At 57.4% G+C, this 14176-nt stretch carries 9 protein-coding genes; 1 reads left to right on the top strand and 8 read right to left on the bottom strand.

Annotated elements, in window-relative coordinates; translation table 11 throughout:
* Nucleotides 1–22: 22 nt before the first annotated feature.
* The 8 genes from CA85_RS00210 to CA85_RS00240 all read right to left on the bottom strand — a co-directional run bounded on the left by CA85_RS00210 (nucleotide 23) and on the right by CA85_RS00240 (nucleotide 12848).
* Nucleotides 23–271, bottom strand: coding sequence for a hypothetical protein (locus CA85_RS00210; protein ID WP_146389080.1), 249 nt, complete (start codon nucleotides 269–271; stop codon nucleotides 23–25).
* Between the two features lie 380 nt (nucleotides 272–651).
* Entirely contained in the window at nucleotides 652–1191 is a 540-nt protein-coding gene (locus tag CA85_RS00215) for a hypothetical protein (RefSeq protein ID WP_146389082.1), read from the bottom strand.
* A 625-nt stretch (nucleotides 1192–1816) separates the two neighbouring features.
* Entirely contained in the window at nucleotides 1817–1957 is a 141-nt protein-coding gene (locus tag CA85_RS24645) for a hypothetical protein (RefSeq protein WP_186774659.1), read from the bottom strand.
* Between the two features lie 525 nt (nucleotides 1958–2482).
* Nucleotides 2483–3991 carry a hypothetical protein gene (locus tag CA85_RS00220; protein ID WP_246112362.1) on the bottom strand — a complete coding sequence of 503 codons (1509 nt, stop codon included), beginning with the start codon at nucleotides 3989–3991 and terminating at the stop codon, nucleotides 2483–2485.
* A 98-nt stretch (nucleotides 3992–4089) separates the two neighbouring features.
* Nucleotides 4090–6903, bottom strand: coding sequence for a c-type cytochrome (locus tag CA85_RS00225; protein ID WP_186774660.1), 2814 nt, complete (start codon nucleotides 6901–6903; stop codon nucleotides 4090–4092).
* Nucleotides 6904–7041: 138 nt separating this feature from the next.
* Entirely contained in the window at nucleotides 7042–8634 is a 1593-nt protein-coding gene (locus tag CA85_RS00230) for a methyltransferase regulatory domain-containing protein (protein WP_146389086.1), read from the bottom strand.
* A 175-nt stretch (nucleotides 8635–8809) separates the two neighbouring features.
* Nucleotides 8810–11407 carry an ATP-dependent Clp protease ATP-binding subunit gene (locus CA85_RS00235; RefSeq protein WP_146389088.1) on the bottom strand — a complete coding sequence of 866 codons (2598 nt, stop codon included), beginning with the start codon at nucleotides 11405–11407 and terminating at the stop codon, nucleotides 8810–8812.
* Nucleotides 11408–11597: 190 nt separating this feature from the next.
* Entirely contained in the window at nucleotides 11598–12848 is a 1251-nt protein-coding gene (locus tag CA85_RS00240; RefSeq protein ID WP_146389090.1) for a hypothetical protein, read from the bottom strand.
* Nucleotides 12849–13337: 489 nt separating this feature from the next.
* Between CA85_RS00240 and CA85_RS00245 the strand changes: the two genes are divergently transcribed.
* Entirely contained in the window at nucleotides 13338–14135 is a 798-nt protein-coding gene (locus CA85_RS00245; protein WP_146389091.1) for a methylamine utilization protein, read from the top strand.
* Nucleotides 14136–14176 lie beyond the last annotated feature (41 nt).

The following is a 14176-nucleotide window of genomic DNA, read 5'->3' on the forward strand; positions in this document are numbered from 1 at the left end:
AGCTAGACCCTACACCGCTGTCTCAACTCGTTGCAGTTGTATCCGTAATCGTATTTGCCCAATCGTAACCCGATGTTATCGGTGGCAAGGGTTTGTTCTCCGCTTCGTAAAGTTCCAATATTTCTTCGACGATTCGGCAGAGTTCCGCAAAGACTAACTTCTCATCACTACCGTGGCACCCACCGTAAAACAGATTGGGGCAGCTACCGACGAAGCAGTTATCTTCGTCGGACCATTCGACAAGCTTAACGTATCTTGCAGCTTTTTTCATGACCTAGATTCCTCGATTGCTTTGCTAACGATGAAGAAAAGGGGTTGGGGTTGAATGAGCAAAACGCGACCGGCCCATTCGGGACACCGTTACCAACGACAGTCCCGTCAGGGACGATAGCCCCATGCCGGGGATGCCAATCCCCGGAGGCGATTCCACTTGCCTGACAGGAATCCCCGTTTTGCGATTAGAACAATGGTGCATTCACCTCGCTCCCATGTGGGCTTGCTCCGCATGACAGCAAAGTCTGTCCACCGAACACGGTGGCTGACACCACCGGCAGTTCATGTGCCGCCCGCTGGGTTGGAGACGCCGGGTTTTGTCGCGTGGATCTGACGGCCAACCCTACCGGTCAACCGGTCTCCGCGAGAGCTCTTTCATCACCAGAACACCCGGCTCAGCGGTTCGGGTGCAGCAGATAGTTTCGTTCCCGTCTTCTGTTGGGCACCGGATTGGCGTGGGCGCACGATGATGTAGATCAATGCTCCAAACCCAGCAATCAATGCCGGTGAGAGTGCGTAGTAAGTTGCATAGTACCCGGCAATGACAATGCCGCCGCGCATGAACCCAAATCCGAGCATGCTGAAGTAGATTGAGTAGAGCAATAAAATCGTCACGACTGGAATTGTCCTCTGGTGACGCGAGAGAATGCGCACCAAAGGTTGCGGCAGAAGGATCGAGCAGCCGATCGCCAGAATCACGCAAAGCAACGCGAGCGGTACCATTCGCGTCAGCATTTCCCAAATCGTCGTGGTAAAAGGGATCTTCAGGATCAAATCACAGTACGTTGCATTGCACAATGGCGCGATCAAGGACATGCCCGCACCGACGAGAGCCGCTTCTACGAATGTGCGAGATGTCCTGCACGCAGGCCATGCAATCGTGTCGTCATCAAAACGCGTCGGGTGGTACGGGTTCATTTCTTTTGTCGACGAACGCCAGCGATTAGAGGGAACAGGGAGACGATTGTCCATTGCGACGAGACGGGATGGCGGTTCTCTGTTGGATCGCATTGCTCTGGAGCATCGATCCGGCCACAGATTGGACAACGCGATGCGGTTGATCCGCCCTATCATACCAGATGCTTCGCACCTGCGATTTCATTTCGGGCGTGCCGAGCGCACCCCCACCACGAACGCACCATCGGCCCCGCGCCGGCCGAACATCGCGTTTGAGCGGTTTGGATCGAGCGACTGACTGGCATGCATGCAGTGCCGATTAAAACGCAAGGACGCCAATCCGCAAAGTCGCAATGCATCTCCAGGCTCTTCGCGTCTCTGCGTCTACTTCCTCCGGTGAGCCGGCCATCAACACCGTGAGTCGAGGGACGACGAAAGTGTGCAACGATCAGAACAGTGTGTTCCGCTCCCAGAACGCAGAGACCACGGGGCAACGTAGTACAGCCGCGGAGGTGGAAAGACGGCCATGCCCACCAACGCAGTGGAAGTCAAACGCTCCTCCAACGCAGCCGTTTGTTTATTATCAATCTGTTGCTAATGGGATGGACTGGGTGCGATCCGCTTGGTGCGCTCGACGAGTCCTGCATCACGCTGTTTCCAAATTGATAAGGTCGCCGACGGTCGGTTTTGACTGGAGCCAGTTCTCATAGACAGCATCCCACACTCCACTGAGCAGCAGACAACGAAGTGTCATCGTTTGTTGACCGCCTTCCTTCTTCCAACGCATCCCCGACAGCTTCATCCGTTCGCTTCGGCCAGCGCTGTTACTCTGTCCATGCGGAAACTCCGTTCTCCGAGGTGACGAGGTTGTAATTCAAGTCACTTTATGAACGGTTTTCCGCTTTTTTTATAGATCAATCCTTAACTTGATGCCTATGAGGTGGCGCGGCGCTGACCTACGACTGTTTTCTATTTCCCCTTCGGGATACCAGTTGATTACCCACAAGTTGGCTCCCCCGTGTGCTTGTCACACGGGAAGCGACGTTTTGAATTTAGAAAACCTCGCCATCGACACGCGTTCCCCTGTCAGCTTGTCTGACAGGAAACCAAGTCGATCAACTTTGCTGTCATGCGGGGTGATTGCTCCATCTTGATCTAATCACAAAACGGAGATTCCTGTCAGACAAGCTGACAGGAGATCTGGTTTTGTGGGTAATGACCAGCTCGTCGCCCCGTTCACTACGACTTTTATTGGAAGGACTCGTCGCCTCGTCCAATACGGCATTTATTGTCGATTCAATCGACATCCCGTTCAGGAACGTGGAGCATCCGCTTCGTCCGCTTTTGGGATTTCATTGAGCGTGTAGTGGGCATCGGAATGCAGCAAGCTCTCGCCCTCTGCCGATTCCATTTCCGGCAAATGGAAGCTGTGAACGTGACCCTGCACAAGGCCGTCCACCTCGATCGCGACGCTCAGTCCGTCGGGCGCGACCACTGCATTGGTAACCGCAGGGGTCGTTTGATCGACTTCCGGGCTCCCATAGCCCTGACGATAAAGGTGCGTGAACGTATCGAGTTGATAAACACGGGGCTGACTCGCGAGATCAGGATCGACCGGCTTCGTGAAGCTCAATTCGAACCCGTTGGGACGGGCGGTGATTTCTTTGATCTCAAAAGGCACCAGACCGGTCCAATCCAGCCGCTCGATGGAATAGGCCTGTGGGCCACGCACCGGCCAACCTCGGTTGGTCCCACCGGCGATCAGGTTTCCATCAGGCGTGAATTGGCACGCCATCAGGCCGGTGCCAAAGCCTTCGCGGAACGGGTAGCAGGCGCCTTGCCAGACTCCGTTGACCTGTTCCGTGGTCGCTCGCATCATCACGCCAAGACTGAAATCACCGATAAAAATCTGGTTTTCGAAGGGACCGAACTTGCCGCCGGTACGATCGACGACGAACCCCGAGATCGAACGTCCCATGCGGATGTATGGAAAAACGACCGCGTAGGGGACCAATTCTTCGACGCGTTTTCGTTCGATCTCGAGTCGCGAAGGAGTATTCGGTTGCACCGGAGGGTCACCCATCTCCGGCGCGAGTTCGTACCAATTGAAACTCGCAGGGTGCCCCATGAAACCTCCCGGCTGGAGCACCTTCAGACTGCACGATCCGTTCCACGGCCCCTGGCTCTCGGCGTAAAACATGACGCCATGTTCGTTGGGGCCGACGCCGCCTGGACTGCGGATGCCGCTACAAATCGGGATCGCTTCTCCGCTCGGCGTGATCTTCAAACACCAACCGCGAAAGGGGACTTTCGAATTGTACGATTCCGATAGACACAATGCGATCCAGATATTGCCTTCCGGGTCGGGTTTGGATGCGAACGCGAATTCGTGATAGTTGCGAAATCCCCACACATCGCTGATCGTTTCGAATCGGTCGGCCCGCCCATCGTCATCGTCGTCCGTGATGCGAGTCAACTCGGTTTGCTGATTGACCAGGAACGAGCCGTCGCGATAAGCCAGGCCGAAGATCTCGTCGAGCCCTGAGGCATATTTGGTGAACTTCGGATTCGGATACTTCTGAAAGATGTCCTCGGCGATCAGGATATCACCGCGACGAGTTCCGATGGCCAACCTTTTCTGATCCGGCATCACTTCAAAACTGCAGGCTTCCACCGCCATCGCATCAGGCAGGGGCACGTCGACGAGTTGGTAATACTTCGATTCCTCTTCGGCCGTACCCCACGATCCTCCCAAGGGATCCTGCGGTGGGGCACAGAGCATCACAACGGTTGCAAAGGCTTGAAGGAGCGAGGCGAACATACGGAATCAACTGCTAGTGAAGTGGTATCGACGGATAGGAAAACGGGCTGCATGCTCCCCTACTGGGGCAGCAGCCAAGGGGCCAGCGGGCGAGTCGCTCAGGGCTCTGCATCCCATTGGTATTCCAGGATCAGTTCAGTGGTATCACCTTGATCGAGCGAGATCGGCACAATGACCTGCACGCCGGTTGAGTGATCGACCAGCTCGGCGGTGTGTTCCGATGCGATCCGAATTCGCAATCGCCCATCAACAACTTCCTTGCCATCGGCATGAATCGCTGCGGACTCACCCGCTGCCAAACGAAATCTCAGTGGCTGGGCCGTCCCGGACGATGTCAATTTGACCTGCCGAAGCAAGCTCAACGGCTCCGTTGGATTATCGCGGGACTGAGTGAAATAGTCTTCTACATCCACGTTTCCAAACGAATAGAGAAACGTCGGACGCTCCTCATCATCGAATACATAGCCTTTGAATTGATGCTGTGGCGGGCGTCCCTCATCGACAGTCCATGGCGACTCGAGACTATCCAGCTCCGGACCTTTCGGTAGCACGATGGTGCTTCCCATCGGACGCACGTTGCCATGCCCCTGTCCGTACCAAACGCCGCTGGGGTCGATAAAGCGTCCCTTCCAGAGAAGCGCCAACCGAGCTTGCTCAGCGTCGTAGGCCAAATTGATGCCTCCAGCATAGCCCACGCCGATGCCCCGTTTGCCGATCTCGGGATAGCTACGCCGTAGCAATCGAGCCTGACCATCGACAACAATTTCCAACGGTTCGCGGATGACTCCACGCGGCGGCCTGGCCTGGCGGCCATCCTTGAGGTACTGCCACAACGCCTCGACTTGGTCCTGGGGTGACCCCTCGATATCGGTGCGAATCGACTTTCCATTGGGCCAAAACGAAGGCATCACCGTGTGAGGGCTGAACGCTTGAGGGGCCAGCATGTATTGATAGAACCAATCCTTCTTCAACCGAGCCGCCATCTCGGTCAGATCGACCGCGGGCATCGTATCGGACGTCTTGTATTGATAGGTATGGCAGGCCACGCAGTTGAGACCTTGATTTCCGGCCAACTTCAACCCCTGGGCTCGCAACTCTTTTAAATCATGCAGCTCAGCAAACTCGGTCTCCTCGAGATGATCGGTCGCTTGGAACAAGTCGATGAGATGACCGATGTTCTGCTCGCCGAACTTTGGCATCCGCGTCTTCATATAGGGACGCGTTGAACGGCCGTGGACGAGCACATCCCGCATCCAGTTCTCATTCAACTTGGCACCAACCCCGCTCAGCGTCGGCGGGATCCTGCCTTGATCGCCGAGGTTCAGATTCGTGGTCTGGAAGTGGAAGTTGCGATCCTCCGGGACACCCCCGAGATCATCGCGATGGTGACAGGCGGTACAGTTGAAATAGGTCAGATCGAAATCAATTCGCTGGTTATCGGTCAATCCTTGCTCCGGTTTCGCGATTGCAGCTTGTATCTGCATACGCTCCGCGTCGGTCAAGTCGAACAGCGGCCATTCCTCGCTCTCCGCTCCCGAAAGGCAGCCATCTTCAGCGTCCCAGTTCGCCATTGCCATCGATGCGGGCTCCGGTGGCTCCACACCCTCTAACCCCGTGTGGCACGCTGCACAATTCATCGACGCGAACAGCGACTTGCCCATTTGAATCAACTCAGCATCGGGTCCTTCCGCACCGGGCTGATGCGTTTTCGTGTTCTCGTTGGCCTGCAACAGATAGCCCGCCACGTCGACCGCTTCGTGATGGGTCAATTGCATGTCCGGCATCCGGCCCTCGGGCCGGACGAGGTGCGGGTGCTCGAGAAAGTCAACGAGTGCTGACAGCGAATATTTCCCGCGAAGGTCGCCCAAGGGGACGGAATCAGGAAGCGGTTGTTCAACCGCCGCGTCGCTTCGGGGCGAATGGCAGGCAACACAACCGACCGAATGAAAGAGTGCGAATCCACTTTGGATCGCGGCAGGATCGTCCGCTGGTAGGACCGACTCGTTGAAGTCGTTGCCGCCGAGTGAAACGAGATACGACACGATCGCTGCGGCAGCTTCCGACCGGGCTGCCTCGTCGAGTTGCGGCATCAACTGCGGCATCGCCGTCCCCGGTTTCATCTCGTGGGGGTCGGCAATGAAGTCCGCGAGGTAGGCCGGATTCAAGCGTTTTGCCGACCAAAGCAAATCCGGGGCTGAGCTGCGCAGCAGGTCCGCGTCGAGGTCGCGGGGTTGGTGGCAGGCTGCACAGTTGTGCTCTCGCAGCAACGCCAAACCGGCGATCTCGGGGCTGAGTTCTCGTTGAGCGACACGGTCCGCCACCTCGTTCCCGGCGACGGGGCCTCGCTCTTTCATGTCGATGACGTAGCGCAGCAGATCCAAAAACTGCTGGCGGCCGGTTAACTCATCGGCCAATGAAGCTGGCATGATCGACGTCGTCCCCTGCACAGCCTCCTCGATGCGATCTCGTTCAATCGTAATCAGTTGCAACACGTCCTTGGCGTCTCGCAACACGATCGCGTCCTCATCCTGCCGCGCTACCACACCGCTGAAGACAAGTCCGTCGATGTCTACGATCGTTGTCGTTTGGAACTTCTCTGCAATGACCTTGGACGGGTCGAGAATCGACTCAACGATCGATTCATTGGTCACCTCATCGCCGAGCCGGCTGAGGTCGGGGCCGATACTGCCATCCTCATCGCTCTGGCGGTGGCATTTCGCACAAGCGATATTCCCCTGGTGAAACAAAATCGCGCCCCGCACCACGTCGCCCTGACTGAGCGCGTCCTTGGTGATTTTGGCAGGGTCTTCGTTGAGCAGTTCCTGGCTGAGCGATTGCGCCGAGGTGGGCCGCACCGCCAACAGCAAGATGATCAAGACTACGAAATGGCAGCTGCAACGATTCGTCAACATTCTATCGACACTCATTTGTCTACAGTTCTCAAAAGCTCGATCATCACCGCCGCCTGACACCATGCTAATTCAGATGGTTGGGCAAGTTTATCCAATTCGGTAGCTATTGGCAAAACGGCCCCCCCATCGTCGCGCAGCTCACCGTTCCAGGAATCCCATCTCGGCGAGGTTCTTCAGGTTGGCTGGCACCTTTTCGGCGACGAGTGTCCGCAACAAGTTGGGATCGGTCACAGGCTGCCCTTCATGCTGCAGCGAGACCCCCTCACGGGAGACAAATTGCATCATGCCGGTGATGATCTCCTCGAGACCGTTCTCCCCGTTGCAGAGCCCGATCATTGTCCGCGTGGCTTCATCCAACCGGATCGCTTGATGGAGTCGTGAGGTAACGACGTTGTCGCGGGCAGCCTGCCACTGAGCCAATTGGCTCGCCTGAGGCTTCGCCGAGACGGCGTGAGTGAGCGGCAGCGGCCCTGTGTGAAACCGCACCATGCTGACCTGGGCGAGTTGCAACAGATCTTCACGCAGCACCGTGCGAACGGCATTGGAGTCCTCGCAGCCAGCAACCGTTGCGAGCACATGCTGCCAAAGCTGCTCGAATGATTCCGCGGCTGGACGAATCTGAGACAGCCGCAACATTACAGCCATCGTCGATCGACCGCGGAGCGTGGCGGAGGCTCCGTCAGGATTGGCAATCCGCATCTCACCCTCGGGGAGTGAGTCGACAAGCGGCACGTCGTCGACATCAAAACAACTCACCTCACTCGACAGAAAGAGTTCACTGATGGCATCGGAGTCAGCCTCCCGGCCCCGTTGGGCACCGGAATCCGATCGGACGATCAGCGATTGACGGAACGTTCGGTTGCACAGGAAATCGATCGTCTGCTCGCGTTCGAGCAGCGGCGCGGACTGCATTCGGCGCTGAATTCCGGCGCTTTGGGAAGGCACGAATGCGAAACTTGATTCGCAAACGAACTGCAAATCCACCGCTTCGATCTCCGAGATGAACTGGTGGAAATAGCGTGGCTCGTTAACCGCTTCGAACTGCTCGTGAAAGAGATATGCCTCATCAGACTGACAAAGAGCCTGGAACTGCTCTCGTAGCATCTTGCCGTATCCCGTCGAGTCAGGAACCGATTCGGCGAGATCGGCGAGAAACCGCTTGGCCTCACGAACTGTTTGCAGCGGCTCGCCGGGATGAACCGAACCATGGTACTGGATGATTTCACGGACCAATCCCTTGGCCTGCCATCCCGGCAGGGTGTTGTAGCTGATCAATGCCACGCCACGCCGCGACAGATGGTCGCGGCAAATCCGCAAGATGTGCTGGCGAGCCTCTTCGGGAACCCAGGAATAAACGCCATGGACGAGCACGTAGTCAAACTTCGCTCGCTCATCATCGCCGGGCCCCGGCGTGGGAAAATCGGCAAGGTCGCCCTGTCGCAGTTCAATGTTCGTCATCCCGAGCTCGTCAATCGCAAGCTGGCCTGCGGCGATATGCCCCGGGCTCAAATCGACCCCCAAGAACTGGGACTCGGGAAAGAGCGACGCTAGTGAAATGAGATTCCCCGCCTGACCGCACCCCAGCTCCAACACGCGGCAGGGCTCCCCGAGCGGGCAGGCGGCCGAAACGCCAAACAATCGCACCATCGCCGCAATACTTTCGGGATTCGTGCGTGGATGAACAAAGTCGGGATAAGGGACGGCTTCGTAGGATGATGGGAGGGCGGTCATCGGAGCGGTGGCATGAAAACGGAAAGTGCGGAATGAGTTGGGTAGGGGGGATCCGGCGGTGCAACCGAAGCGGAAAGTGGACGATCTCGGCCAAGACGTCGCTGCCGCCGGTAACAAAAAAAGCGTCTGATCGCTCAGACGCTTTTCGCATATCAATCGGACCCCGAGGGGCTACCTAGGACGGATCATCCGTCGAGGCATCAGCGTCCTTCTCAGCTTCGCCAGTGGCAGCGGCTGCGCCGACGGCCTCTTCAGCATCCTCCTCCGGAGGCAGACCACGGGTCTCTCCGTCGAAGTTCAGCCGCGTGACCTTGCCGGACTCGTCACGATGGACGCTGATCACGATCGTGTCATTGCCCACGAACGTGCCACGCAGCAACTCTTCGCCCAGTGGATCTTCGATCCGCTGTTCGAGAGCCCGACGCAGGGGACGTGCCCCGTAATCGAGATTGCTGCCCTTCTTGATCAAGAACTCCTTGGCGTCGTCAGTCAGGTCGAGCGTCAGACCACGTTCGAGCAGTCGTTCGCGAACCTTCTGCAGTTCGAAGTCAATGATGCCCTTGAGGTCAGCGGTCGTCAGGTGACGGAAGATGATCGTGTCATCGAGACGGTTGAGGAACTCGGGACGGAAGACTCGTTCAATGGAATCCATCACCCGCGCCTTCATCGACTCATAGCTCGCATCACCATCAGGCTTGGCAAAACCGAATGCCGCTTCGTTCTTGATCGCCTCGGCCCCCGCATTGGTGGTCATGATCAAGATCGTGTTGCGGAAGTCGACGTTGCGGCCGAACGAATCGGTCAACCGACCTTCTTCCATCACTTGCAACAACATGTTGAAGACGTCCGGGTGCGCTTTCTCGATCTCATCGAACAGCACAACCGCGTACGGGCGTCGGCGAATTTTCTCGGTCAGCTGCCCGCCCTCTTCGTAGCCCACGAATCCGGGAGGTGCCCCGATCAATCGACTGACGTTGTGCTTCTCCATGTACTCGGACATGTCGATATGCACGAGTGCATCTGGATCGCCGAACATGTACTCGGCGAGAGCCTTGGCGAGCAACGTTTTACCGACACCGGTCGGGCCAGCGAAGATGAACGAACCGGTCGGTCGCTTGGGATCCTTCAATCCACTGCGACTGCGACGTACCGCTTTGGCGATCGCCGTGACTGCCTGTTCCTGGCTGACGACCCGCTCGTGGAGTTCTTCCTCCATCTTGAGCAGCCGCAGCGAATCCTCGGTGGACAGACGCGTCAACGGAATGCCCGTCATCTTGCTGACGACTTCGGCAATCACTTCCTCGTCGACGACACCATCGGTCTGCTGGCTCTTCTCACGCCACTCCTGAGTGATCTTGTCCTTCTTCTTGCGAAGCTTTTCGGCTTGATCACGCAGATTGGCGGCTTTCTCGAAGTCCTGGTTCGCGACCGCGTCCTCTTTGTCCTTGTTGAGCGTTTCGACTTGCTCGTCGATTTCCTTCAAATCTGGTGGACGAGTCATCGACCGCAATCGGACCCGCGCGCCGGCTTCGTCGATCACATCGATGGCCTTGTCCGGCAGGCAGCGAGCGGTGATGTAGCGTTCGCTCATTTCCACAGCGGCCACAACCGCATCGTCGGTGAACTGCACGCGGTGGTGTTCTTCGTAGCGTTCGCGGAGTCCCTTGAGAATTTCGATCGTCTCGACTTTGCCGGTCGGTTCGACCATGATCTCTTGGAAACGACGTGCCAGTGCATTGTCTTTCTCGATGTACTTGCGGTACTCGTCGAGCGTGGTCGCACCGATGCACTGGATCTCACCGCGAGCGAGTGCGGGCTTGAGCACGTTGGCGGCATCGATCGCGCCTTCGGCGCCACCGGCTCCGACGAGCGTGTGCAGTTCGTCGATAAACAGGATCGTATTCTTGACCCGGCGGACTTCCGTCATCACGGCTTTGATGCGTTCTTCGAACTGGCCGCGGTACTTCGTCCCAGCGACCATCATGGCGAGGTCGAGCACGACGATACGTTTTTCGCTGAGGATCTCGGGGACTTCACCACCAATCACACGCTGCGCGAAGCCTTCGATGATGGCGGTTTTGCCGACGCCAGCCTCACCGAGCAGGACCGGGTTGTTCTTCGTTCGCCGGCAGAGGATCTGGATCGCACGCTCGATTTCTCGCTCGCGACCGATCACCGGATCGAGCTCACCCTTGCGAGCCAATTCGGTCAGGTCGCGGCCGAAGCTATCCAAGGCAGGCGTTTTGCTTTTACCGCTCTTGCCGCTGCCGCTCGAACCGCCTTCGCTACCTTCGCCCGACCGGCCGCCTCGCTCACCGACTTCAGCGCCCTCGAGACCATGGCCGAGCAGGTTCAATACTTCCTCGCGGACGTCTTCGAGCTTCAGCCCCAAGTTCATCAGCACCTGAGCGGCGACGCCTTCCTGCTCACGCAGCAACCCCAGCAGGATGTGCTCGGTACCGACGTAGCTATGATTCAAATTGCGAGCTTCCTCCATCGAATATTCGATGACCTTCTTGGCTCGCGGTGTTTGCGGCAACTTGCCGACGGTCACCATTTCGGGACCGCTTTGCACGAGTTTTTCAACCTCGAGCCGGATTTTCCGGAGATCGACGTCGAGATTTTTCAGCACATTGGCGGCAACACCACTGCCCTCTTTGACCAACCCCAGCAAAATATGCTCAGTGCCAATATATTCGTGGTTGAAACGCTGAGCCTCTTGGTTAGCCAACTGCATGACTTTCCGGGCTCGGTCTGTAAACCGTTCGTACATGTTTTTCGTCCTTAAATCAAAAACTTCAAATATTGGTTCCGAACCCCTCACGGCAGCAGACAGAGTCGCCTGCTTCGGTAAATACCGCTGACTGTCAAATTGGCGAATCTTTCGCTGCACGGTTAGTTTTAACGCAAACCGTACGCCACAACGCACACTCTACCGTCGAATCCGCGTCCATCCTACCGCTTTACGCAGGTTTGGGGGATAGGAGTTCGGATACAGCGGCAACACCGAGCAAATCGCCGTGATCGAAGCAGAATTGTTCCAATTCCCCCGCAATTTTCGCGTCTCCGGCCGCTGCGGCTCGGCCCGCCATCTCGATCATCTCGGGCAAAACGCGGCCGATTGGGACTTCGGCAGGAAATAATTCCATCGCGGCCCGCAATGCCTCGCTGGGCCGGCCGATCCGATCGAGCAAGTCGATATACGTCTCCACCGCGCCACTGCCATGGAGTCCCGCGTCGACCGTGCGAGCTTTCTGCTCGAAAAGACGCAGAGCCGCGTCAACGTCCTTACCGAGCAACGCGGAGAAGAAGGCGATGTGGGCAGGGTAAAAGTCCACAAACGGCTCCTGACCAGGATACTGGAAGTCGGCCGGCAGTCGCCGGCCATACTGACACAACTCCAATGCCTTGGCGATCAGCTCCGGATCATCGAGAACGACAGCGAATCGGACCACCGATGATAAATGCGTGGTATCGAGGTGGTACCCGCCTCCGCCTAGAATCCATTTGTGAGTGGCGACCAGCTCGCCGAAGGGCAGTTTTTCGAGATCCGACTCCGCTTTCTCTTTGGCCACGCCATTTTCGCTGCTGCGTTGTTCAAAGTCCTCTCGGACTCGGGTGTCGAGTTCTTCGTAGAGGTGCCCGAGCAAGCAGGCCGCCGCGATCTTTCGATCCGACCGCGAGCGATCTGCGATCACACTGTCAAAGAGCGTGATCGAATTGCAGGTGCCCTGTCGCTCGAGGGCGGCGTCGAAACCACGCTGCAAATCCACGCCCTCGTGGAGCAGCACGTGCAACATCTCGTCATAGTTGTCGTCATTGATTTCGACCTTCGAGAGCAGTCGCCGCGCCAACGAGGGGTCACCGAGCGGCCGCAGATACATCCACCCCTCACCGATCTTGCCGCTCTCGATCAGCATCGCTCCGGCCTGGCGGCAGGCATCGAGCAGCCCGTTCTCAAGACCCCGCTGGACCGCGGAATCGTCCTCCGACGACATCGAGATCGACTCATCAGGTGGCGCGATCATTGGCAGCCCATACTGCAACCGGCTCTTCATTTTAAGCGATTCAAATAACTCCACCGGACGGCGTTGGCGTCGGTAGAAGGCGATGACTTCGTCGATGCGAGCAGCGGGATCGCGAGACAATCGAGCGAGCAATTCAGGCTCAAGGGCGGGCTCAGCAGGGGTGACGGCGGGGGAAGCAGCGGTCATGGAGTGCGGCACATGGAACAGGGGGGAGACGGAGCGGGAGTTGCCTCCATCCTACACAAATCGGCATTTTAACCGAAGGAGAATGCCCTGCCTGTCGAACGAAATGGCTGGTGGGTTCGTCTTTGACGATGCCAACTCCCTACAAATGCATTGGACAGATCGCCCCCCAACGTATACAATCAAGGCCGTTGGCGTGCCGAAACGGGCACGAAACACCCCACCCACCCAGTCGACATTGCTGATCCAGCCGCCTGCGGTGGACACGGACAGCAAATCGCCTGTCCCACCCCATCACTCCCCTCCGGCCGAATAGGCGGAGGAGATTCGAATCGGTTATCGCGACCAAGTCCGCCGATTTTCTTTCGCACCTTCACTATTAGCCTTGGTAAACCGCGTTGAACGCTTGTTCGGCCTCTGACTGATCTGGGCCGCCTGGCAGTTCGCAACGGTTCCCTAGCCTCAAACTTGCAACTGGAGATTCCCAACAAGATGAAAATTCAATCCACTCTACGACGGGCCCTTTGTGCCGCAGTCGCTGGCGGTGTCGCATCGATTGCACTGACGAGCGTTGCTGTGGCCCAGGACGCGACTCTCAAGCTGCGTTTCGTCTACGACGGCACGCCGCCCCAAGTTGGTAACATTACACCCAACAAGGACGAACAATTCTGCGGTGCGCACACAATCCCGAATGAAAAATTGATCGTCAATCCAGAGAACAAAGGGATCAAGAACGTCATTGTGCACGTGTACAGTCGCTCGAGCGGCAAAGATCTGCCAGAGACGACGCATTCGCCGAAAAAACACGTGTTGGCCAACGACCAGTGCCGCTTCGATCCGCACATTGTTTTGGCACACACCGGTGACACACTCGAAATCACCAACCCCGACGCGGTCGGCCACAACGCGAACTTGAACTTCATCCGTAACACGGCGCAGAACCTGATGATTCCATCGGGCCAATCCAAAGAGATTGAGCTGACCGATGAAGAGCCCGCTCCCATTCCAGTCGACTGCAACATTCACCCTTGGATGCGTGCCTACGTCGTCGTCCTGGACAACCCGTTTGCCGACGTCAGCAACGACAATGGCGAAATCGTGATCGAAGGCTTGCCAGCTGGCAAAGAGATCGAGTTTGCTGTTCGGTACGAGGGTGGCAAATTGGACGAAGTCAAGGTCGACGGCAAGGATACCGATTGGAGACGCCAGCGTTTCGAGGTTGACCTGAAAGCAGGCGACAACGACATGGGCGATATCCTCGTCCCTGCCGCAGCCCTGTCGGCTGACTGATCAGACTGCGGACTCGCTCCACCCATAGCGGCGCTGCCGCC

This window comes from Allorhodopirellula solitaria, from assembly GCF_007859855.1.
Classification (GTDB): Bacteria; Planctomycetota; Planctomycetia; order Pirellulales; family Pirellulaceae; genus Rhodopirellula; species Rhodopirellula solitaria.